This window comes from Camelimonas fluminis (assembly GCF_014656355.1).
In the GTDB taxonomy this organism is placed as follows: Bacteria; Pseudomonadota; Alphaproteobacteria; order Rhizobiales; family Beijerinckiaceae; genus Camelimonas; species Camelimonas fluminis.
In genome coordinates, this window is the sequence record NZ_BNCG01000003.1 from 118,023 (window position 1) to 138,967 (window position 20,945).

Genomic DNA, 20,945 nt, shown 5'->3' on the forward strand with positions numbered 1-20,945 from the left:
CAGTCGGCTTAGCCGTGCTTCTTGTTGTCGTCGACTTCCTGGAAGTCGGCGTCGATGACGTCGTCATCCTTCTTGGCGCCAGCGGCGCCGGCGTCGCCGCCTTCCGAAGCCTGCTGGGCTTCGTACATGGCCTGGCCCAGCTTCATGGAAGCCTGCATCAGCTCATTGGTGCGCGCCGTGATCGCCTCGGCGTCCTCGCCTTCAAGCGCGGTCTTCAGGGCGGCGACAGCCGTCTCGATCGCCGTCTTGTCAGCGGCCGAAACCTTGTCGCCGAACTCCGCCACCGACTTCTCGGTGGAATTGATCAGCGCCTCGCCCTGGTTCCGGGCTTCGACAAGCGCGCGCCGCTTCTTGTCTTCATCGGCGTGAGCCTCGGCGTCCTTGACCATCTTGTCGATGTCGGCGTCTGAGAGACCGCCGGAAGCCTGGATGCGGATGGCCTGCTCCTTGCCGGTCGCCTTGTCCCTGGCCGAGACGTTGACGATGCCGTTGGCGTCGATGTCGAAGGCCACCTCGACCTGCGGCACGCCGCGCGGCGCCGCCGGGATGCCGGCCAGGTCGAACTGTCCCAGCGCCTTGTTGTCGGCGGCCATTTCACGCTCGCCCTGGAAGACGCGGATGGTCACGGCGGTCTGGTTGTCTTCAGCCGTCGAGAACACCTGGCTCTTCTTCGTCGGGATTGTCGTGTTGCGGTCGATCAGACGGGTGAACACGCCGCCCAGGGTCTCGATGCCCAGGGAGAGCGGGGTCACGTCGAGCAGCAGCACGTCCTTGACGTCGCCCTGGAGAACGCCGGCCTGGACAGCCGCGCCGATGGCGACAACCTCATCCGGGTTGACCCCCTTGTGCGGCTCCTTGCCGAAGAACTGCTTCACGACTTCCTGGACCTTCGGCATGCGGGTCATGCCGCCGACCAGAACCACTTCATCGATCTGGCCGGCCGAGAGGCCGGCGTCCTTCAACGCCTTGCGGCACGGCTCGACAGTGCGCTGGATCAGGTCGTCGACCAGGCTCTCGAACTTGGCGCGCGACAGCTTGAGCGCCAGGTGCTTCGGACCGGAGGCGTCCGCCGTGATGTACGGCAGGTTGATCTCGGTCTGCGAGGCGGACGACAGCTCGATCTTGGCCTTCTCGGCGGCTTCCTTCAGGCGCTGCAGGGCGAGCTTGTCCTTCTTCAGGTCAATCCCCTGCTCCTTCCTGAACTCATCCGCCAGGTACTCGACCAGGCGCATGTCGAAGTCTTCGCCGCCAAGGAAGGTGTCGCCATTCGTCGACTTCACCTCGAACACGCCGTCGCCGATCTCGAGGATCGACACGTCGAAGGTGCCGCCGCCCAGATCGTACACGGCAATGGTGCCGGCGGCTTTCTTGTCGAGGCCATAGGCCAGCGCCGCGGCGGTCGGCTCGTTGATGATGCGCAGCACTTCAAGGCCGGCGATCTTGCCGGCGTCCTTGGTGGCCTGACGCTGGGCGTCGTTGAAGTACGCCGGCACGGTGATGACGGCCTGATCGACGGTCTGGCCCAGAAAAGCCTCCGCCGTCTCTTTCATCTTCTGCAGCGTGAACGCCGAAATCTGCGACGGCGAATAGTCCTTGCCATCAGCTTCGACCCAGGCGTCGCCGTTCTTCGCCTTGACGATCTTGTACGGAACAAGGCCGATGTCCTTCTGGGTCATCGGATCGTCGAAGGAGCGGCCGATCAGGCGCTTGATGGCGAAGAAGGTCTTCTCCGGATTGGTGACGGCCTGGCGCTTGGCCGGCTGGCCAACGAGGCGCTCGCCGTCATCAGTGAACGCGACGATCGACGGCGTGGTGCGCGCGCCTTCCGCGTTCTCGATAACTTTTGGCGTCGAGCCGTCCATGACGGCGACGCAGGAATTGGTGGTGCCGAGGTCGATGCCAATGACCTTACCCATGATTGATCCCTCACTTTCAAAGCAGACCGCCAGGCCCCGAAGCGACCCGGCCATGGCCCGGCCTGTCATCCATGCCGGCATGACAGACCAGATAGACTGAATGCGACCGCCTGCTGGATGTGCAACCGCATCCTGGTGGTTTGATCGCGCCTTCTCCCGGGCGGCGGATCGCCGTCCGGCAGACAGAACGCGCTGTTCTCATCGCGCTATATAGGAGGCCGTTCCATGGCTCGCAAGCCAACCTAAGGCACGCAGGATCCACATGGCTGACGCCTGTCGCGGCATGAGCTCCGCGCCATTGGCATGACAACCGCATATGGCCTGAAGCCTGTCGGTGGAACGCCCGCCTGGAGCGGTTTCCGGTCAACGGGATCGGAAACCGCTCCAGGTTTTGCTGTTTTGAGCGCATTCTGCTCGACCAGACAGGCTCCGCCTGTCCGGCATGCGCTGTCGCGGCGGCATTGCGCGCAATGCCGCCCGCACTGGCGCTCAATTGGCGGGCCAGACCGCAGCATGCAAGAGGCGCAACCGGCAAAATCCATGCTGTCGGCAGGTCAGGCGACTGTTTGGCGCGAAATGTCTTTGAAATGAAGCGAAATTTCTGGCGACGCCCCTGTATCTGCGGCGGCTCCGGCCAGTTTCAGACCGGCTGTTGCACGAAAGTTCGAAAAGGCCTCAGTAACGCAGTTCGCCCCGCCGGGCCGCGCCCAGCGCCGCGGACAGGGCGGCCGCGAAACTCTCCCGCTCCGCCGCCGACAGCGCCTCGCCAACCGCCACCACCTGGCCGCGCGAAGCCAGACTGAGCCGCAGCAGGCCGAATTCATCGTCGTTCTCGCGCAGCAGGCTGGTCCACAGCGGATTGAAGCGCCACTCCGCCTGCTCGCCGGTGTGCGACACCTTGCGCAACATCAGGCTGACGCTGGTGACGACGATCTCCTCGAAGGCCGCGGCGTGCGAGAAGCTGAGGCGAAAAGCAAGGTAGAGGGCCAGCACGTCGACGCCGAAGAAGCCGGCGACGGGCCAGGCGCCCATGATGACGAACGGCAGGCTGGCCACGACGCTGCACGCCAGAACCAGCGCCATCACCAGCCGGAAGCCGCGCGCGCCCAGCGAACGGTGCGGCGTGATCAGCACGCGGAACTCATCCCGTTCCGCCGGATCAGGCCAGCGGGCCGGGCTCATCGCGTCATCCGGCGGCGCGAGCGACAGCGCCGGCTGAACGCTATGTGGATTGCCTGTCATGATGGCTTTCACCATAACCCCCTCATGACCATCCGCAAATCCGCTTCTTCCGCAAAAACATCGTCAGCGAAAAAGCCGGCCAGCAAGGGCGCGGGCAAGGCGGCCCCGGGGCCGGCCCAGCCGCAACTGCTGCCGCCAGAGGACGTCGCCGAGATTTTCGCCCGCTTCCACAAGGCGGACCCGGAGCCGCAGGGCGAGCTGGAATATGTCAACGCCTACACGCTGCTGGTGGCGGTGGTGCTGTCGGCCCAGGCGACGGACGTCGGCGTCAACCGGGCGACGCGCGGCCTGTTCGCCGTGGCCGACACGCCGCAGAAGATGCTGGCGCTCGGCGAGGACGCGGTGCGCGATCACATCAAGACCATCGGCCTGTTCCGCGCCAAGGCGCGCAATGTCATCGCCCTCTCGCAACTGCTGATCGACCGTCATGGCGGCGAGGTCCCGGTGGATCGCGAGGCGCTGGAAGCCCTGCCGGGCGTGGGACGCAAGACCGCCAATGTGGTGCTGAACATTTTCTTCGGCCACGCCACCATCGCCGTCGACACGCATCTGTTCCGGATCTCGAACCGGATTCCGCTGGCGCCGGGCCGCACGCCGCTGGAGGTGGAGCAGGGCCTGCTGCGCGTAATTCCGGAGCAATACCTGCTGCACGCCCACCACTGGCTGATCCTGCACGGCCGCTATGTCTGCAAGGCGCGCAAGCCCGAATGCTGGCGCTGCCTGATCGCCGATATCTGCCGGTATGAACCCAAAAGCACGCCGGGGTGAGCCGGAACGCCCCCCTTTGCCGGCTCAGCCGAACACGATCAGACCGGCGAGACCCGCGGCGCCGACAACCAGCCGCCACCAGCCGAACAGGGCGAAGCCGTGGCGCGACACGTAGCCGAGCAGGCTGCGCACGACGAACAGGCCGGAGATGAAGGCCATGGTAAAGCCGATGACGATGAGGCCGCCGTCATTGAAGGTTAGCTGCTTGTAGTTCTTCAGCAGGTCCCAGGCGAAGGCGCCGGCCATGGTCGGCATGGCCAGCCAGAAGGAAAACTCCGCCGCCGCCCGCTTGGTCGCGCCCAGAAACATGGCGCTGACGATGGTGGCGCCCGAGCGCGACACGCCGGGGATCATGGCGAGACACTGGGCGCAGCCGATGGCCAGATAGGTGCGCAGGGGGAACGTTTCGGCGTCGTCGTAGCGCGGCTCCAGCTTCAGCCCGTCCACCACCAGCAGCACCAGGCCGCCAACGATCAGCGCCACGCAGACAATCCACGGATTGAACAGCACGCCCTTGATAAAGCCATGCAGCAGCGCGCCCAGGATCGCCGCCGGCAGGAAACCGACCAGCACGCCAATGACGAAACGCTGTGTCTCCGGCCGCGTGCGCAGGGTGCGGAGCAGGAAAATGATGCGACCGAAGTAGACGGAGACGATGGCGAGGATGGCGCCAAGCTGCACCAGCACCTCGAAGCTCTGGCCGGTCGACCTGAAACCGAGGAAGTGGCCCAGCAACAGCAGATGGCCGGTCGACGACACCGGCAAAAATTCGGTCAGCCCTTCCACCAGACCCAGGACCGCAGCCTGGAACGCCTCAATGATGCCCATTCCTGTTGCTCCAGACTGCCTGTCGTCGCCACGATTTCCATCCAGCGATCAACAATTGCTCGTGATGCAGACCCATGCTCCGCCGGAGGCGGATTTCGTCCTGCGCCTTTGGTTTCACGCGTCTTGCGCGCCGTCAGCGCAACGGCGCTGCGTGAGGCGGCCCCCGGCGGCGGCGCCAATTGCGCAGCTTGCGCCGGATCGTCGCCACATTCCGCAGTGATACAGGTCGAATCATGGCGTCAAAACGTCGGCAGGCGTTGACAGCGACGGCTGGCCTTTCGACGCCGAAAGGCTCAAGCAGGTATCTCCGCATCACTAAATGGACGGTTAATGCCCCCACTCATCACAGGAACTGCCGGCGCGGCGCAAAAGACAATGATTGTCGCCGGATGCGCCCCTGACTATACGGGAGCCTTTCCCGATAAATCCTGGTCTGGCCGCCGCCTGACGCCTGAGTGGATCTGCCCCTGATGGCCACCCTGCACCATCACGCCTTCTGTCCGCACTCCCGCTTTGTCCGCCTGGTGCTGGGCGAGTTCGATCTTGAGCCGGAACTGGTCGAAGTGCGGCCGTGGGAGCGGCGTCAGGAGTTCCTGATGCTCAATCCGGCCGGCGACGCGCCGGTGCTGGAAGCAGACGGCGCGCTGCATCCGGACAGCGACGCGGAGGGCGACGCCCCGGCCGACGCCGCGCCGCTGGTGCTCTCTGGCGCCGCCGTCATCAACGAATATGTCGACGAGTTGCTGGGCGCCCGTCACCCTGACCGGCGTCTGTTGCCTGGCGGCATTGCAGCGCGCGCAGAAGCCCGCCGCCTCACCGCCTGGTTCAACGAAAAATTCTTCGCGGAAGTCACCACCTACCTGTGCACCGAGAAGATCTACAAGCGCTTCATGGCGACGGAACTGGGCGGCGGCCCACCGGATATGAACGGCGTGCGCGCGGCCCGCGCCAATGTACGCTATCATCTGCGCTACATCGGCTTTCTGCTGCGCGACGCGCCGTTTCTCGCCGGCGGGCGTCTCACCAGCGCCGATCTGGCGGCGGCGGCGCACCTGTCCTGCGTCGACTACCTCGGCGACGTGCCGTGGGGCGAGGACGAGGCGGCGGCGGCGTGGTATGGTCGCATCAAGTCGCGGCCATCGTTCCGCACCCTGCTGCAGGATCTGGTGCCCGGCATGGCTCCGGCGGCGAGTTATACGCGGCTGAACGTCTAGGGTATTTTCGGAAAACGTGGGCTCCACTTTTCCTGAAGAAAGCGCGCCGAATCAAAAGGACAGAGCTTTTTTCCTGTCCTTTGAGCCGGTTCATGGCGACGTCGCTGGAAACGCGCCAGGCGGCTGTCCGTTGCCAAGAGAAGATGCATCGAATCAACGACATGAGCCAGAATCCGGCTTCCGCGCGATCCGCTTTGCTTCAGTTTGCGGAAGGGCTGGCGCGGCGGCGCCCCAGGACCCGAAGCCGGCGACGGAATGACAATGCATGACGCTTCCCGGCCCGAGGCGCGCCAGCAGGCGCCCGCCAGTCACAAGGCGACGGCCGGAAACACGCCAGCGGCTGTATTGAGCGGCGCGGCGCTGCGCGAGGCCGTGGTGGCGCGCGCCCTGGCTGAAGGGTTCGACGTGGCCGGCGTTGCGCCGGCCGCCGCCCTGCCCGAAACCGGCGCGCGACTGATGGCCTGGCTCGCCGCCGGCTATCACGGCGAGATGGACTGGATGCGCGCGGGCGCCGAACGGCGCATCAGCCCGCAGGCGATGTGGCCGGAAGCGCGCTCCGCTTTGGTGCTCGGCCTCAATTACGGCCCGGAACACAATCCCCTTGATGGCCTGGCGGACCGGGACCGCGGTCTGATTTCCGTTTACGCCCAGGGGCGCGACTATCATGAGATCATCAAGGGGCGGCTGAAGCAGGTCGCCGGTTTTCTCGCCTCGCGCGCCGGCGCCGACGTCAAGGTATTCGTTGATACGGCGCCGCTGATGGAGAAGCCGCTGGCCGCCCTGGCTGGCGTTGGCTGGCAGGGCAAGCACAGCGTGCTGGTGTCGCGGAGCCTGGGCAACTGGCTGTTTCTTGGCGTCATTCTCACCACCGCCGAATTGCCGCCCGACCCGCCCGGCAGGCCGAGTTGCGGCTCGTGCCGCGCCTGCCTCGACGTCTGCCCGACCGATGCGTTCCCGGCGCCGTATCAACTCGATTCACGTCGTTGCATCTCCTATCTGACCATCGAGCACGCCGGACCGGTGCCCCATGCCTTCCGCAAGGCGATCGGCAACCGGATTTTCGGTTGCGACGACTGCCTCGCCGTCTGCCCGTGGAACAAGTTCGCCCGGGCCGGCCGTGACGCGAAGCTGGCGGCGCGGCAGGAGAATGACCGGCCGGCGCTGGCTGAACTGCTGGCGCTCGATGACGCGACGTTCAGAAGCCGTTTCGCCGGGACGCCGGTGAAACGTACGGGACGCGACCGGTTTTTGCGCAATGTGCTGATCGCCACGGGAAACTCTGGCGACGCCAGGCTGGCGGAGCCGGCGGCGCGGTTGCTTGATGATCCATCAGCGCTGGTGCGCGGCGCCGCCGTCTGGGCCCTCGGCCAGTTGCTGGATGCGGGCAGTCTTGGCAAATTGCGGCGCCAGCACGCCGCCGAAACCGAGCAGGACGTCCTGGCCGAATGGGAGGCTGTGGCAGACCTCCCGGCGCGGATATCGGAACCGGAGCAGACGTAATGTCAGAGCTGTTTGTGTTTGGGTTGGGGTTCTCGGCGCAGGGCTATGTCCGCCGTTACGGCGCCGGCTACCAGCGCATCGCCGCCACCCGCCGGCAGGCGCCTGACAACACCACAGACGCGACGGCGGCCAGCGGCGTTGTCATGCACGCCTTTGACGGCGCCGCGACAACCACGCCTGATCCGGCGATTGCCGCCGCGCTCGGTCGCGCCAGCCATCTGCTGGTTTCGGCGCCGCCGGACCAGGCCGGAGATCCGGCCCTGCGTCACTTCAGCGGAGTCATCGCCGGCGCCGCCGGGCTGACGCACATCGTTTATCTCTCCACCATCGGCGTTTACGGCGACCATCAGGGCGCGGTGATCGGGGAAGACGCCGAACTCCGGCCCGGCAGCGCCCGCAACCGCGAGCGCGTCGCCGTCGAGCAGCAATGGCTGGAACTGGGGCGCGCCGCCGGCAAGTCCGTGCATGTATTGCGCCTGTCCGGCATTTACGGGCCGGGCCGCAACCAGTTGGTGAAGATCCGCGAAGGCGTGGCGCACCGGCTGATTCGCGCCGGCCAGGTGTTCAATCGCATCCACGTGGACGACATCGCCGCGGCGATCGACGCCGCCTTCCGCCGGCCGCAGACCGAACAGCGCGTCTGGAACATCACCGACAGCGAACCCTGCGCGCCGCAATTGCCGATCGAATACGCCGCCGGACTGCTGGGCGTCGCGCCGCCGCCGGCCATTCCGTTCGAGGAGGCCGAGTTGACGCCCATGGCGCGCAGCTTCTGGGGCGAGAACAAGCGCGTTTCCAACCGCCGCATGCGCGAGGAGCTGGGCGTGACGCTGGCCTATCCGAGTTATCGCGAGGGTCTGGCGGCGCTGGCCGCCGCCGGCGAAGGGCGCTGAACCGCGCCCTGGAGCGAGGCGCCGGACCCGGCGGGATGCTGATCCATGGCATCGCACGGTCGCGCCATGGGTCGTGTATCCGCCCGCAAAGCGCCGCCGACATTTGCGCCGCCGCCCTGCATCGCGTGATGCGAATGATGGCTGCAGACCGTCAGGCCTCGCCGCCCGCGGCGAAATGATTGACGTAGCGCTTGCTGATAAAGGAAACCGGCAACAGCACGAGCACGTCAGTGGTGCCGAACTGGCGGTCGACCACGGCTTCCCCGCCGAATGAGGCGCCGAGGCGCAGATAGCCCTTGATCAGCGGCGGCAGCGCGTGCAGCGCCTTTTTCGGATCCACCGCCTCTTTGGCCATGCGGTTCATGTCGACGCGGCAGGACGGCAGCGCCTGCACGGCCCAGTCCTCCGGCGGCGCGGCGAAATGGTGCAGGAAGCTCAGCGGCAGGGCCAGCTTTTCCGGATCGACGCCTTCAAGGCTGGCGCAGCCGAACATGGCGTCGATGCGGTGGTGCTGCACATAATTCCAGATGCCCTGCCACAGCAGCTCCACCGTACGCTTGGTGCGATATTCCTTCAGCACGCACGAGCGGCCCAGCTCCAGGAAACGCTTGCCGCGGTGGCGGGCCAACAGCGGCGCGATATCGAATTCACTGGCGGTGTAGAAACCGGAGTGGCGCTCCGCCACCTCCTGACGCAGCAGGCGGTAGGTGCCGACCACCTTCGGCTTGCGCTTCTCCACCCCGCCGGCGCCGCTGTTGTCGATCACCAGCAGATGATCACAAATGGCGTCGAAGCCATCCATGTCGCGCCGGGCCAGGCGGGCGGCGGGGTTGGGGACCGCCGACATTTCCTCGTAAAAGACCCGGTATCGCAGGCGCTGCGCCTGCTTGATCTGCTTGCGCGTCGTGGCGAGCCGCACTTCCAGCGGGCCGATGCGTCCCAGCACCGGCGAAATATCGCCAAGGTCGGCGACGAAATCGGGCAGCGGAACGTGGCCGGGAATCAGCCTCAACGCGCCATTGCCCGCGCGCCGCGCCGGATACAGCATGGCCGCCGCCGCCATCGGTGCAAAACGGTTGAGAAGCGGATTGCCCCCGGCGGGCCGGCCTTCGCGCCAGTCGTTGCTCATGCAGACGCGCCTCTTGATCGCATCAGGTGCCCCACCCAGCCGCGCGCCCATGCGCGCGCTGCAGGCGATGCGCTTATAATCATATTCCCTGAGCCGGAATGTGACAATCATGAGCCTTTGCACACAAGGGCTCCGGCCATTTGCGACAGGTGCGTCACGCGTGCCCTGGATGTCACAGTGGCGGCGGCCTTTGACGCAGCCGCCCCGGCGTGCCAGATGCCCAGATACGGCGACGCGCCGGCGCGGCCGCCGGCAATGACAGGAAAGGCGCGGCAATGGGCGATCTGGACGGGCTGCTGGTGGTGTCGATCGAGCAGGCGGTCGCCGCGCCTTACGCCTCTTCGCGGCTTGCCGACGCGGGCGCGCGCGTCCTCAAGATCGAGCGGCGCGAGGGCGATTTCGCCCGCCGCTATGACCGGCACGTCAACGGCCAGAGCAGCTATTTCGTCTGGCTGAACCGGGGCAAGGAATCGATCGCCGTCGATTTGCGCGACCCGGGCGACATCGCCCTGATCCGCCGGATGGCGCTGCGGGCTGACGTCTTCATCCAGAACGCCGCGCCGGGCGTGCTGGCCAGCCTTGGCCTCGACATGGCGGAGCTGCGGGCCGCCAATCCGCGTCTCATCACCTGCTCCATTTCTGGTTATGGCGAAGAGGGCCCGCTGAAGGACCTCAAGGCATACGATCTGCTGGTGCAGGGCGAAACCGGGCTTGCCGCCATCACCGGCACGCCGGAAGGCTCCGGCCGCGTCGGCGTTTCGGTCTGCGACATCGCCGCCGGCATGACCGCGCATCAGGCGATCCTGCAGGCGCTGATCGGCCGCGCCCGCACCGGCAAGGGCCGGCACATCGCCGTCTCGCTGTTCCACGCGCTCGCCGACTGGATGAACGTGCCCTATCTGCAATTCGTCATGGGCGGCGCGGCGCCAACGCGCATGGGACTCAACCACCCCACCATCGCGCCCTATGGCGCTTACGCCTGCGCTGGCGGCAAGGAGATCCTGTTCTCCATCCAGAACGAGCGGGAATGGCGCAAGCTGTGCGACGACGTGCTCGGCCAGCCGGAACTCGCCGACGATCCGCGCTTTGCGGACAACACCGCCCGCGTACACAACCGTCCGGCGCTGGACGCGGCGATCAACGCCGTGTTCGGTAAGCTGCCCCGCGAGGAGGTTTCGGAACGGCTGGAGGCGGCGCGCATCGCTTGGGGCCGCATCAATGGCCTCGACGATCTGGCCAGCCACGCCCAGGCGCGCTTCGTGGACGTGGAGACGTCGAAAGGCCGCGTGACGCTGCTTGGCCCCGGCGCGCTGCACGACGGCGCCTCGCCCGTCGGGGCCCGGGTGCCGGAGGTCGACGAACAGGGTCCGGCGCTGCGGGCGGAGTTCGCGGGTTAAAGCATTCAGGAAGCGCTTCAACCGGCGCCGCCCCGCAGGCGTATTGGCGTTCCGCTTTGCCAGCCGGTTGCGTCATGGCCGGACCTGTTCCGGCGCTCCCTGGAAACAGCGTTTGCACTGTCTGCATGGAATTTGGGCGCGCAGACATGAATGTCCGCGCCACACGCGGCATGACGTGGCGGGGATGAACGGGGCAGAGCGCGCGCCATGGGAGGATGCATCCCGCCATGGCGCCAAACGCTTATTCCCCGTCGATCCAGCGCAGGGCCCGGGCGAGCAGGCTGACGGCGTGAGCGTGCAGTTTGTCGCCGGTTTCCTTCGGGGCCTTGCCGGCGCAGGCGCGGGCGTGGGTGCCTTCAATAATCAGCGCCAGCTTGTAGCAGGCGAGCACGCCGTACCATTTGATGTGCGTGAGATCGCGGCGCGAATGCTTGCCGTAGTGCTCGACGAGTTCTGGAATGGTCGGGAAGCCCGTCCATGGCTGCACGGCGATATCGTCCGGGCGCGGCGTTTCGGTTTCGGACCAGGTGGCCATCATCCAGCCGAGGTCGAGCAGCGGGTCGCCGATGGTGGTCAGTTCCCAGTCGACAATCGCCGCCATTTCCGGGCTGTCGTTGCGGAACATGACATTGGCGAGGTGATAGTCGCCATGGATGATGCCTGGCTCGAAAACCGGCGGCACGTTGGCGGCGAGCCACGCGGCCACGCGGTCAACGCCCGGCAGGCACTCCGGCCCCGGCCAGCCGGCGTATTCGCGGTAGCTTTCCAGCTGCGAGCGCCAGCGATCGACCTGGCGCTCCAGATAATTGTCGACCTTGCCGAAATCCTCCAGGCCAAGGGCGCGGTAGTCGAGCGCGCCAAGTTTGGCCACGGCTTCGACCATGGAGAAGCCCATGCGGCGGCGCACGGCCTCAGAGCCGGCGTGGTAGGGCGGCAGGCCGGTGGTGGCGTTAAACCCCTCGATCGGCTGCATCAGGTAGAAAAACGCCCCCAGCACGCTGTCGTCGGCGCAGGCGGCGATGAAGCGCGGATGCGGCACGTCGCTGTCGGCGATGGCCGCCAGCATGCGCGCCTCGCGCTGCATGGTCTTGTTGGAATTGCCGCGCAGGTGCACCGGTGGCCGGCGCAGCACATACGCCCTGCCGTCGCGATTGAAGCGCAACAGAATGTTCTGTGTGCCGCCGCTCAGGCTGGTCACGTCCGTCAGGGGGCCGGAGCCAAGACCCTGGCTGTCCATCCATCCGGCGAGCGCCGCCAGATCAACGCCGTGTTCCACGTTTCATCCTCCCGTGCGCGCCGGTTGTCCGGCCGGATGCGGACGCCGCGCGGGCGTGGGCCGCATCCCTCTGCCTTAAATACAAGCCGGCTCAATAAAGCGTCAGGCCGCCATCAACGGTGAGCGTCTGACCACAAACATAGGACGCATAAGGCGAGGCCAGGAACAGGGCGGCGCCCGCCATATCCTCCGGCTGGCCCATGCGGCCGGCGGGGATTTTGGCCAGCGACGCTTCCAGACGCTTCGGATTGCGCGTGGTGACATGGGTCAATTTGGTGTCGACCAGGCCAGGGGCGATGCCGTTGACGCGAATGCCCTCCGGCGCCCAGGCGGCGCCGAGCGTCTTGGTGAGGCTGATGGCCCCCGCCTTGGACGCCGCGTAGGCCGGATTGCCGATATTGGCGCGCTGGCCGGAAACCGAGCTGACGATAATCAGGCTGCCGGCGTTTTCGGCCAGGGTCTGGCGAAACCTGCGGGCGCAATCCATGACGCTGTTGACGTTGACGTTCATGACGCGGTCCCAGCCGTCACGCTCGAACTCGGCGCGCTTGTAGGCGACGATGCCCTGGCAGAGCACCAGCACGTCCAGGCTGGGGAAGGGCGCCGGCGCCGCGTCGACGGCGGCCTGGTCCGAGACATCGACCTTTGTATAGCCAAGGCCGTCGAGGTCGGAGCCGTCTTCCCTGGTGTAATCAGCGGCGGCGGCGCGGGTGCCCCACACATGCACATTGGCGCCATGCGCCCGGAACTGCTGGGCGATGCCATTGCCGATGCCGCTGGAGCCGCCCACAACCAGTACGTTGCGCCCCGAAAAATCGAATCCGTTCACGCGTCAACTCCCGTTGGCGACAGCCCCTAGGGCCCTGTCCCTGTTGTATGTGACTTTTGACGCAACGACAGACGGCGTCAAATGGTTTATCCAGATGACCTAAACGCGAGCAGGGGCAGTCGTCAAGATGGCGGTAAAGCAGGACCAGGCGTCCGAGGCGGCGCGGGAAGGCGCCCGCGAAGCGATCAAACGGTCGGCGCGCGACCTGTTCGCGCGGCGCGGCGTCGACGGCGTGACCGTGCGCGAGATCGTCGCCGCCTCGGGGCAGAAGAACCACGGCTCCCTCACCTATTATTTCGGCTCGAAGGAAGAACTGGTGCGCGAACTGGTGGCGGAAGGCGCGCGCGTCATCAACGAAGCGCGCAACGCCATGCTGGACGCGCTGGAACACAGGCCGGACGGGCTGACCCTGCATGAAGCGATGCAGGCGCTGGTGCTGCCGTCGTTCGCCCCGGGCGATACGGACGACAGCGTCGACAGCTACATGCGCTTCATCACCCTGCTGTCGCTGACGCACCGGCGGCTGTTCATGGCGTCGCTGGCCGGCGATCTCAACTCCGGCTATCTGCGCTGCCTCGACCTGCTGCGGCGGCTGACGCCGGGCATGGACGAGCGGCTGCGCAACCGCCGGCTGGTGTTCATCGAGGCGTCGCTCGGCGCCATGCTGTCGCTGCGCGAGACGGCGCTGGCCGGGACGCCGCCGCCGCAACATATGTGGCGCGATCCCCACGCCGTCGCCGACGTGGTCATGGCCTGCCTCGCCATTCTGACCGCGCCGGAACCGGTGGTCGCCGATGCGGCCGGGTCTCAGCCGATCCGCCCATAAGGCGGCGCCGCGATCGCCGCGCCGCGCAGGTCGGCGATGGTGGGGAAACCATTCACCGCCATCAACAGATCGGCTTCGGCCAGGATGCAGCGGATGACATGAGAAACCCCGGCCGCGCCGCCGATGGCCAGGCCATAGGTATATGGCCGGCCAATGCCGACGGCCGCCGCGCCGAGCGCCAGCGCCTTGGCCACGTCGGAACCGCTGCGCACGCCGGAATCGAACAGCACCGGCGTGTTGCCCGAGGCCTTCACCACCGCCGGCAGCATGTCGATGGCGGCGATGCCGCCGTTGGCCTGACGTCCGCCGTGGTTGGAGCAGTAAATGCCATCGGCGCCGCCATCGATGGCGCGGCGGGCGTCATCGGGATGGCAGATGCCCTTGAAGATCAGCGGCAGCTTCGTCAGTGAGCGCAGCCACGGCAAGTCCTCCCACGTCAGCGGGTTGCCGAAGACGCGGCCAAACATCTGCACGGCGGCGACCGGGTCCTCCTCCACCGGCTTGTCCAGCAGCTTGCGGAACACCGGATCGGAGAAATAATTGGCCAGGCACAGGCCGCGCAGTTGCGGGAAGTTCGACGTGGTGAGATCGCGCGGCCGCCAGCCGGTGACCCAGGTGTCGAGGGTGACGACGATCGCCTTGTAGCCCGCCGCCTCGGCCCGGGAAACAAGGCTGGCGGCCAGATCGCGATTGGTGGGCGTATACAGCTGGAAAAAGTTGGGCGTGTCGCCAAATTCCTGCGCCACGCGCTCCATGGGATCCTGCATCAGCGTCGAGCTGACCATCGTCACCTTGCTCTGCGCGGCGGCTTTCGCCGTGGCGATGTCGCCATGGCCATCCTGATCGCAGATGCCGATGACGCCGACCGGCGCCAGGAACAGCGGCGACGGCAGTTGCATGCCGAACAGATTGACGGAGAGGTCGCGCTTCACCGCGCCGACGAACATGCGCGGAATGACGCCCCAATGGTTGAAGGCTTCGGCGTTCAGGTCCTGGGTGCGTTCATCGCCGCAACCGCCAGCGACATAGGACAGCACGCCCGGCGACATGGCTTGTGCGGCGCGCGCCTCCAGGTCGCGGTAGCACATGGGGAATTTCGGCATGTGCCCATGCAGGCCGCCAAAGTAGATCTCGTTCTGAAAGTCGCCGAAGTGAGGCATTTTCCATCCCTGTCGTTCTGTCGTTGCCCGCCATGATAGGCGCCAGCCGTCGCCGCTCAAGCGACTTGCGCGCACGATGACGGCGGGGGAATGCGGAACGCGCGCGGGGTTTCCCGGCGTGGGGCCTTTCAGGACAATGCGACGTTCGGTTTTGCGGGAAAATGCTCTATGGCGGAGGCATGACCGACCTCGCCCCCTTCCCGGCCGCCGCTCCGCCTGCGACGACCCTGTCCGTCTGCGTGACCTGCAGGCAGCGCGTCAATGCGGCCCCCGGCTATGTCGAACCAGGCCGGCCGCTGCTTGCGGCGCTGGAGCAGCGCCTGGCTGACAGCGGGATTGTCGTGCGCGGCGTCCAGTGCTTCGCCGTCTGCAACCGCCCCTGCACCATCGCTTTGCAGGCGCCAGGCAAATGGAACCAGATCATCGGCGATCTGACGCTGGCGGGCGACGTCGACGCCATTGTCGACGCCGCCCTGATCTATGCCCGAACGCCGGACGGCATCATCCCCTGGGCGCAGACGCCGATGGCGTTCCGCCGCGGCGGCGTGGCCCGTCTGCCGCCCCCCCCCGCCTGACAGCGTTCCTGACGCTTTTGCCGCTGAAAACGCGCGCGATCAGCGTGCGGAACGCCTCAAGCCAACGCGACAAAATCAGGCCCTCAGCGCTTCCGCCAGCCAGGGGCCAGCGATATCGAGATCGGCCTTGACGAGGCCGTGACCGGCAGGAACGGTTTCCGCCCGCACCTCAACGCCGGCGGCCTGCAAATCCCGCAGCAACCGTAGCCGGCTGTCCGGCGTGACCATCGGGTCCATGGCGCCGGACACGACCAGCGCCCGCACCGGGCCGCTTTGCGACGCTGCAGGCGTGGCGGCTTCGCCGGGCGCGAAGGCCGACCCGGTGAATGGCGCCATGGCGCGGAACAGCGCCGCGCCGGCAAGCGCGCCTGGCCGGCGCAGCAACATGGCGGCGGCAATATTGGCGCCGTTGGAGAAGCCCAGCGCCACCGGAGACGCGAGGCCATGGCGGTCGCGCGCCGTCGCGATGAAATCCGCCAGCTCGTCAGCCCGGACGCGCAGATCGTCCTCGTCCAGCAACCCTTCGGCGAAGCGACGGAAGAAGCGGCGCGCGCCGCCTTCCAGCACCTTGCCGCGCACCGACAGCAACGGCGCATCCGGCGCCAGCATACGGCCGAGCGGCACAAGGTCGTTTTCGTCGCCGCCCGTGCCATGCAGCAGCAGCAGCGGCCGCCCGGCCTGATGACGGCCAGGTTCAAAGCGGTAAACAAAATCGGTGTTGGCGGCGCCAGTCATGGCCTGTCTCCCTTCCGCTGTCGCCGCCCGTGAGTGGCGGCGACAGCCTGTTTTGGCAGCGCTCAGTCTTCGAGCGACGGCAGCGTCGCTTCGATCTGCGCGCGGTGCGCCTCGTACTGCGGCGGCAGCTTCAGCTGCTCGCCCAGATGCGCCAGCGGTTCATCGACGGCGAAGCCTGGATCGTCCGTGGCGATCTCGAACAGCACGCCGCCCGGCTCGCGGAAGTAGATCGAGCGGAAATACTGCCGGTCACGCTGTTCCGTCGGCCTGAGACCGTGATCCCGGACCAGCCGGGCCGCCAGCTCCGCCTGTTCGGCGTCGCTGGCCGCCCGGAACGCCACGTGATGGACGCTGCCGCGCCCGAGGCGCCCGCCCGGAAAATTACCGGCGACGTGCAGATCAACCACCGAACGGCCTGCCCCGTCGCCCAGAGCGAGCCGGGTGACGGCGCCCTCGCGGCCGCTTTCCTGGAAGCCGAACACCGACGTCAGGATGGCGGCCGTGGGGCCGGCTTCACGCAGCAACAACGTCACGCCGTCGATCCCGGTGATGGCGTTCGCCTCCGGAACGCCCCCGCCTGTCGCGCCGGCCGTGCCGGCGGACGCTGGCGCGTCGCCTATCGCGACCAGCGACAGCAGGGCGCCGTCAGGATCTTCGAAATCGATGACGCTGTCGCCAAACCTGCGGGCGACGCCGTCATGGCGCACGCCCTTCTCGACAAAGCGGTGAGCCCAGAATCCGATCGACCCGGCGGGAACCCGAAAGGTCGTGCGCAGGACATCGCCGACGCCGGCCCGCCCCCTGGTTGCGTGGGGCCAGGGGAAAAAGGTGATCAGCGAGCCGGGCGCTCCGGCGTTGTCGCCGAAATACAGGTGCCAGGTTCCAGGGTCATCGAAATTGACCGTCCGCTTCACCAGCCGCAGCCCCAGAACATCAACATAGAAGCTGCGGTTGTGGGCGGCGGCGCCGGCAATCGCGGTGACATGGTGAATGCCGTTGAAGGTCATGGCGCATCTCCTGTCGAACGCCCGGGACATGGCCAGGGCGTCCGTTGCATGCGAACCCGGCGCGCCGGTCGCATTTCGTCTGGCCGGCATATGCGCATGCGTGAGCGCGGATAAAAGGAGATGTATCTTGCGAGCATGCAAATGAAGGTGTGCGTCTGGCGCAGGGACACGGCTCCCACGCCTGTCGGGGCGCGGGCGCGAGACAGAAAAAGGCCCGACGTCGCCGCCGGGCCTTTCATGTCTCAGGTCAGATTGACCGCAGTTTTCAGCCGCGCTTGCGGTCCATCCAGGCATTGAACTCGCCGACGATGCCGCGACGGAACAGCAGCACGCACACCACGAAGATGGAGCCGATAACCACCGGGACCGGCAGCGAGGAGGTCGCCAGGTAGTTCTCCAGGCTGACGACCAGCACGGCGCCAACCACAGGGCCCATCAGGGTGCCGATGCCGCCGAGCAGGGTCATCAGCACGACCTCGCCGGACATCTGGAAGCCCACGTCGGTCAGTGAGGCGAGCTGGAAGACGATGGCCTTCACCGAGCCGGCGAGACCCGCCAGCGACGCCGAGATCACGAAGGCGCCCAGCTTGTAACGGGAGACGCGGTAGCCCAGCGAAATGGCGCGCTGCTCGTTCTCGCGGATCGCCTTCAGGATCGAGCCGAAGGGCGAATGCACCACCCGCCAGATGAACAGGAAGCCGATGACGAACACCGCCGCCACGAAGTAATACATGTTCAGCGAGTTCGACAGGTCGATGAAGCCGAACAGCTTGCCGCGCGGCACGCCCTGGATGCCGTCTTCACCGCCGGTGAACGGGGCCTGCAGGCAGAAGAAGAAGAACATCTGCGCCAGCGCCATGGTGATCATGGCGAAGTAGATGCCCTGCCGCTTGATCGCCACATAGCCGAAGACCAGGCCCATCAGCGCCGCGAAGGCGGTGCCAAGCAGGATCGCCAGCTCCGGCGGATAGCCCCACGCCTTGATGGCGTAAGCGGTGATGTAGGCGGCGCCGCCGAAGAAGGCGGCGTGGCCGAAGGAGAGCAGACCCACGTAGCCAAGGAGCAGGTTGAACGCCGCCGCGAACAGGGCGAAGCACAACACCTTCATGACGAAGACGGGGTAGATCAGGAACGGCGCGACGAGGATCAGGGCGAGGCCGATGATCATCAGCGCGATGGTGCGCGGCGACGTTTTGTGACCGGCGGTCACGTCAGCGACGTTCGGTGAAGCGGCTTTTGTAGCCATGGTTTATTCCTTCCCGAACAGGCCGGCCGGGCGCACGAGCAGCACCAGCACCATGATGACGAAGATGACCGTGCTCGAAGCTTCCGGATAGAAGACCTTGGTCAGGCCTTCGACGAGGCCCAGCACGTAACCGGTGATGACAGCGCCCATGATCGAGCCCATGCCGCCGATCACCACCACCGCGAAGACGATGATGACAATGTTCTGTCCCATCAGCGGGCTGACCTGGTAGACAGGCGCGGCGAGCACGCCGGCAAGACCGGCGAGACCGGCGCCGATGGCGTAGGTCAGGGTCAGCAGTCGGGGCACGTTGACGCCGAACGCCTGGACCAGGGTCGGGTTCTCGGTGGCGGCCCGCAGGTAAGCGCCAAACTTGGTCTTCTCGATCAGCAGCCAGGTCGCCAGACAGACGACAACCGACGCGACGATCACGAAAGCGCGGTACTTCGGCAGGATCATGAAGCCGAGGTTAAACGCGCCCTGGAAGGTCGAGGGGATCGAATAGGGCTGGCCCGAGGTGCCATACCAGTGGCGGAACAACCCTTCGATCACCAGGGCGAGGCCGAAGGTGAGCAGCAGTCCGTAGAGGTGATCGAGATTGTAGATGCGCGACAGCAGCACCTTCTCGATGACCACGCCGACGAGGGCGACGCCAAGCGGCGCCAGCACCAGCGCCGGCCAGAAGCCGATGCCGGCGTAACGCAGCAGGAACCAGGCGAAAAATGCGCCCAGCATGTACTGCGCGCCGTGCGCGAAGTTGATGACGCGCAGCATGCCGAAAATGACCGCGAGGCCGAGGCTCAGCATGGCGTAGAACGAGCCGTTGATCAGCCCGATGAGGAGCTGGCCCATGAGGGCCGGCAATGAGATTCCAAAGACGGTGACCATGCGGGAGCGCCTTACAGACCGAGGGTTTCGTTGAGGCTGTCCATCCGGCCCTCGAGTTCGTCCGCACGGAACGTATCGATCATGTGGCCGTCTTCCATCACGTAGAAGCGGTCAGCCACCTTGCGGGCAAAACGGAAGTTCTGCTCAACGAGGAGAATGGTCATGCCCTTCGCCTTGAGGGCGCGGATGACGTCGCCGATGCGCTGCACGATCACCGGCGCGAGACCTTCGGTCGGCTCGTCAAGCAGCAGGATGTTGGCGCCGGTGCGCAGGATGCGCGCGATGGCCAGCATCTGCTGCTCGCCGCCGGAAAGCTTGGTGCCCTGGCTGTTGCGCCGCTCCGCCAGATTGGGGAACAGGTGGTAGATCTCGTCCAGGGTAAAGCCGCCCTCGGCGACTTTCGGCGGCAGCAGCAGGTTCTCGTGGACGCTCAGCCCGGAGAAGATGCCGCGCTCTTCCGGCACGAAGCCGAGGCCGGCGTAGGCGATGTGATGCAGCGGCAGGTTCATCAGATCCTTGCCACTGAGGCGGATCTCACCCTGGCGCTTGCGCAGCACGCCCATGATCGACTTGAGGGTGGTGGTTTTGCCGGCGCCGTTGCGGCCAAGCAGCGTCACCGTCTCACCCCTGTGAACCTGGAGATCGACGCCATGCAGCACATGGCTCTCGCCATACCAGGCCTGGAGGCCTTTCACCTCGAGCAATGGCTCAGTCATGTTCGGACCCCATGTATGCTTCGCGGACGCGCGGGTCCTGGCTGACGGTCTGGTAATCGCCTTCGGCGAGGATTTCGCCGCGCTGCAGCACGGTCACCGCGTCGCACAGGTCCTCCACCACGTGAAGGTTGTGCTCGACCATGATGACGGTGCGGCCCTGGGCGGCCTGGCGGATCAGGTCGGCGATGTGGCCGATGTCCTCATGGGCCATGCCGGCCATGGGCTCGTCGAGCAGCATCACGTCCGGCTCCAGCGCCAGGGTGGCGGCCAGCTCCAGGGCGCGCTTGCGGCCATAGGGCAGCTCGCCAGCCGTATGATTGATGAACGCGTCGAGTCCAACCGAGCGGATCAGAGCGGCGGCGCGGTCGTTCAGCACGGAAAGGGCGGTTTCCGGCTTCCAGAACTGCGTCGCCAGCTGCCCGGGACGCTGCAGGGCGATGCGCACGTTCTCCAGGACTGACAGGCTCGGAAACACCGCCGAAATCTGGAACGAACGCACCACGCCAAGACGGGAGATCTCCGCCGGGGCCAGACCGGTGATGTCCTGGCCGCGATAGGTGATCACGCCGCGCGTCGGCTGCAGAAACTTCGTCAGCAGATTGAAGCAGGTGGTCTTGCCGGCGCCGTTCGGTCCGATCAGGGCGTGGATCGAACCTTCGCGCACCGACAGATCGACGTCCTTGACCGCCACGAAGCCCTTGAACTCCTTGGTCAGCCCCTTTGCGGACAGGACGACGCTCCCTCCGGCGGCGCCGCCGGAGGCCGGGGCGCCAGTATTTTGATTTGTTGGCATGGTCATT

At 66.4% G+C, this 20,945-nt stretch carries 20 protein-coding genes; 7 read left to right on the plus strand and 13 right to left on the minus strand.

Features of this window, described 5'->3' with window-relative positions; all coding sequences use genetic code 11:
• Positions 1-8 precede the first annotated feature (8 nt).
• A complete protein-coding gene (gene dnaK, locus IE243_RS05795) occupies positions 9-1,916 on the minus strand; it encodes a molecular chaperone DnaK (RefSeq protein ID WP_191318397.1) in 1,908 nt (635 codons plus the stop codon).
• Positions 1,917-2,591: 675 nt separating this feature from the next.
• Positions 2,592-3,158 carry a DUF2244 domain-containing protein gene (locus IE243_RS05800; protein ID WP_244642831.1) on the minus strand — a complete coding sequence of 189 codons (567 nt, stop codon included), beginning with the start codon at positions 3,156-3,158 and terminating at the stop codon, positions 2,592-2,594.
• A gap of 24 nt (positions 3,159-3,182) precedes the next feature.
• Between IE243_RS05800 and nth the strand changes: the two genes are divergently transcribed.
• A complete protein-coding gene (nth, locus tag IE243_RS05805; protein WP_191318398.1) occupies positions 3,183-3,926 on the plus strand; it encodes an endonuclease III in 744 nt (247 codons plus the stop codon).
• Positions 3,927-3,950: 24 nt separating this feature from the next.
• Here the strand turns inward: nth and IE243_RS05810 are convergent, their stop codons facing one another.
• Positions 3,951-4,754 carry an undecaprenyl-diphosphate phosphatase gene (locus tag IE243_RS05810; RefSeq protein WP_191318399.1) on the minus strand — a complete coding sequence of 268 codons (804 nt, stop codon included), beginning with the start codon at positions 4,752-4,754 and terminating at the stop codon, positions 3,951-3,953.
• A gap of 470 nt (positions 4,755-5,224) precedes the next feature.
• On the opposite strand from IE243_RS05810, the gene IE243_RS05815 reads away from it, so the two are divergent.
• From IE243_RS05815 to IE243_RS05825, 3 genes are all read left to right on the plus strand, one after another.
• Complete coding sequence (locus IE243_RS05815) at positions 5,225-5,968, plus strand: glutathione S-transferase family protein (protein ID WP_191318400.1); 744 nt, start codon at positions 5,225-5,227, stop codon at positions 5,966-5,968.
• Positions 5,969-6,229: 261 nt separating this feature from the next.
• Complete coding sequence (gene queG / locus IE243_RS05820; RefSeq protein WP_191318401.1) at positions 6,230-7,468, plus strand: tRNA epoxyqueuosine(34) reductase QueG; 1,239 nt, start codon at positions 6,230-6,232, stop codon at positions 7,466-7,468.
• Positions 7,468-8,361 (plus strand): NAD-dependent epimerase/dehydratase family protein, encoded by an 894-nt coding sequence (locus IE243_RS05825; protein ID WP_191318402.1) that lies wholly within the window; start codon positions 7,468-7,470, stop codon positions 8,359-8,361. Before queG ends, IE243_RS05825 begins: the two co-directional genes overlap by 1 nt.
• Before the next feature lie 151 nt (positions 8,362-8,512).
• Here the strand turns inward: IE243_RS05825 and olsB are convergent, their stop codons facing one another.
• Complete coding sequence (olsB, locus tag IE243_RS05830) at positions 8,513-9,490, minus strand: l-ornithine N(alpha)-acyltransferase (RefSeq protein ID WP_191318403.1); 978 nt, start codon at positions 9,488-9,490, stop codon at positions 8,513-8,515.
• Between the two features lie 275 nt (positions 9,491-9,765).
• On the opposite strand from olsB, the gene IE243_RS05835 reads away from it, so the two are divergent.
• Positions 9,766-10,887 (plus strand): CaiB/BaiF CoA transferase family protein, encoded by a 1,122-nt coding sequence (locus tag IE243_RS05835; protein ID WP_191318404.1) that lies wholly within the window; start codon positions 9,766-9,768, stop codon positions 10,885-10,887.
• A gap of 241 nt (positions 10,888-11,128) precedes the next feature.
• Here IE243_RS05835 and IE243_RS05840 read toward each other — a convergent pair whose 3' ends face one another.
• A complete protein-coding gene (locus tag IE243_RS05840) occupies positions 11,129-12,163 on the minus strand; it encodes a phosphotransferase family protein (protein ID WP_244642833.1) in 1,035 nt (344 codons plus the stop codon).
• Positions 12,164-12,254: 91 nt separating this feature from the next.
• Positions 12,255-12,992, minus strand: coding sequence for an SDR family NAD(P)-dependent oxidoreductase (locus IE243_RS05845; protein ID WP_191318405.1), 738 nt, complete (start codon positions 12,990-12,992; stop codon positions 12,255-12,257).
• 127 nt (positions 12,993-13,119) lie between these two features.
• On the opposite strand from IE243_RS05845, the gene IE243_RS05850 reads away from it, so the two are divergent.
• Positions 13,120-13,818 carry a TetR/AcrR family transcriptional regulator gene (locus tag IE243_RS05850; protein WP_191318406.1) on the plus strand — a complete coding sequence of 233 codons (699 nt, stop codon included), beginning with the start codon at positions 13,120-13,122 and terminating at the stop codon, positions 13,816-13,818.
• On the opposite strand, the gene IE243_RS05855 is transcribed toward IE243_RS05850, so the two are convergent.
• Positions 13,800-14,978 (minus strand): alpha-hydroxy-acid oxidizing protein, encoded by a 1,179-nt coding sequence (locus tag IE243_RS05855; protein WP_191318407.1) that lies wholly within the window; start codon positions 14,976-14,978, stop codon positions 13,800-13,802. The genes IE243_RS05850 and IE243_RS05855 overlap by 19 nt on opposite strands.
• A 179-nt stretch (positions 14,979-15,157) precedes the next feature.
• Between IE243_RS05855 and IE243_RS05860 the strand changes: the two genes are divergently transcribed.
• Entirely contained in the window at positions 15,158-15,553 is a 396-nt protein-coding gene (locus IE243_RS05860) for a DUF1636 family protein (RefSeq protein WP_191318408.1), read from the plus strand.
• 75 nt (positions 15,554-15,628) lie between these two features.
• Here the strand turns inward: IE243_RS05860 and IE243_RS05865 are convergent, their stop codons facing one another.
• From IE243_RS05865 to IE243_RS05890, 6 genes are all read right to left on the minus strand, one after another.
• Entirely contained in the window at positions 15,629-16,288 is a 660-nt protein-coding gene (locus IE243_RS05865; RefSeq protein ID WP_191318409.1) for an alpha/beta hydrolase, read from the minus strand.
• 62 nt (positions 16,289-16,350) lie between these two features.
• A complete protein-coding gene (locus tag IE243_RS05870) occupies positions 16,351-17,295 on the minus strand; it encodes a ring-cleaving dioxygenase (protein ID WP_191318410.1) in 945 nt (314 codons plus the stop codon).
• A 265-nt stretch (positions 17,296-17,560) separates the two neighbouring features.
• The gene (locus IE243_RS05875) at positions 17,561-18,463 is read right to left on the minus strand and encodes a branched-chain amino acid ABC transporter permease (RefSeq protein ID WP_244642898.1); all 903 of its coding nucleotides are present in this window, start codon (positions 18,461-18,463) and stop codon (positions 17,561-17,563) included.
• Positions 18,464-18,544: 81 nt separating this feature from the next.
• Positions 18,545-19,429, minus strand: coding sequence for a branched-chain amino acid ABC transporter permease (locus IE243_RS05880; protein ID WP_191318412.1), 885 nt, complete (start codon positions 19,427-19,429; stop codon positions 18,545-18,547).
• Between the two features lie 11 nt (positions 19,430-19,440).
• Positions 19,441-20,145 carry an ABC transporter ATP-binding protein gene (locus IE243_RS05885; protein WP_191318413.1) on the minus strand — a complete coding sequence of 235 codons (705 nt, stop codon included), beginning with the start codon at positions 20,143-20,145 and terminating at the stop codon, positions 19,441-19,443.
• Positions 20,138-20,944, minus strand: a complete 807-nt coding sequence (locus IE243_RS05890; RefSeq protein WP_373301581.1) for an ABC transporter ATP-binding protein — start codon at positions 20,942-20,944, stop codon at positions 20,138-20,140. Before IE243_RS05890 ends, IE243_RS05885 begins: the two co-directional genes overlap by 8 nt.
• Between the last annotated feature and the right edge of the window lies 1 nt (position 20,945).

What these genes read in the sequence shown, in the direction of transcription:
- IE243_RS05800 (WP_244642831.1), bottom strand. Translation starts at nt 3,158, where the DNA reads ATGACAGGCAATCCACATAGCGTTCAGCCGGCGCTGTCGCTCGCGCCG.
- IE243_RS05865 (WP_191318409.1), bottom strand. Translation starts at nt 16,288, where the DNA reads ATGACTGGCGCCGCCAACACCGATTTTGTTTACCGCTTTGAACCTGGC.
- nth (WP_191318398.1), top strand. Translation starts at nt 3,183, where the DNA reads ATGACCATCCGCAAATCCGCTTCTTCCGCAAAAACATCGTCAGCGAAA.
- IE243_RS05875 (WP_244642898.1), bottom strand. Translation starts at nt 18,463, where the DNA reads ATGATCATCGGCCTCGCCCTGATCCTCGTCGCGCCGTTCCTGATCTAC.
- queG (WP_191318401.1), top strand. Translation starts at nt 6,230, where the DNA reads ATGCATGACGCTTCCCGGCCCGAGGCGCGCCAGCAGGCGCCCGCCAGT.
- IE243_RS05855 (WP_191318407.1), bottom strand. Translation starts at nt 14,978, where the DNA reads ATGCCTCACTTCGGCGACTTTCAGAACGAGATCTACTTTGGCGGCCTG.
- olsB (WP_191318403.1), bottom strand. Translation starts at nt 9,490, where the DNA reads ATGAGCAACGACTGGCGCGAAGGCCGGCCCGCCGGGGGCAATCCGCTT.
- dnaK (WP_191318397.1), bottom strand. Translation starts at nt 1,916, where the DNA reads ATGGGTAAGGTCATTGGCATCGACCTCGGCACCACCAATTCCTGCGTC.
- IE243_RS05815 (WP_191318400.1), top strand. Translation starts at nt 5,225, where the DNA reads ATGGCCACCCTGCACCATCACGCCTTCTGTCCGCACTCCCGCTTTGTC.
- IE243_RS05880 (WP_191318412.1), bottom strand. Translation starts at nt 19,429, where the DNA reads ATGGTCACCGTCTTTGGAATCTCATTGCCGGCCCTCATGGGCCAGCTC.
- IE243_RS05835 (WP_191318404.1), top strand. Translation starts at nt 9,766, where the DNA reads ATGGGCGATCTGGACGGGCTGCTGGTGGTGTCGATCGAGCAGGCGGTC.
- IE243_RS05825 (WP_191318402.1), top strand. Translation starts at nt 7,468, where the DNA reads ATGTCAGAGCTGTTTGTGTTTGGGTTGGGGTTCTCGGCGCAGGGCTAT.
- IE243_RS05890 (WP_373301581.1), bottom strand. Translation starts at nt 20,944, where the DNA reads ATGACCATGCCAACAAATCAAAATACTGGCGCCCCGGCCTCCGGCGGC.
- IE243_RS05885 (WP_191318413.1), bottom strand. Translation starts at nt 20,145, where the DNA reads ATGACTGAGCCATTGCTCGAGGTGAAAGGCCTCCAGGCCTGGTATGGC.
- IE243_RS05860 (WP_191318408.1), top strand. Translation starts at nt 15,158, where the DNA reads ATGACCGACCTCGCCCCCTTCCCGGCCGCCGCTCCGCCTGCGACGACC.
- IE243_RS05870 (WP_191318410.1), bottom strand. Translation starts at nt 17,295, where the DNA reads ATGACCTTCAACGGCATTCACCATGTCACCGCGATTGCCGGCGCCGCC.
- IE243_RS05850 (WP_191318406.1), top strand. Translation starts at nt 13,120, where the DNA reads ATGGCGGTAAAGCAGGACCAGGCGTCCGAGGCGGCGCGGGAAGGCGCC.
- IE243_RS05810 (WP_191318399.1), bottom strand. Translation starts at nt 4,754, where the DNA reads ATGGGCATCATTGAGGCGTTCCAGGCTGCGGTCCTGGGTCTGGTGGAA.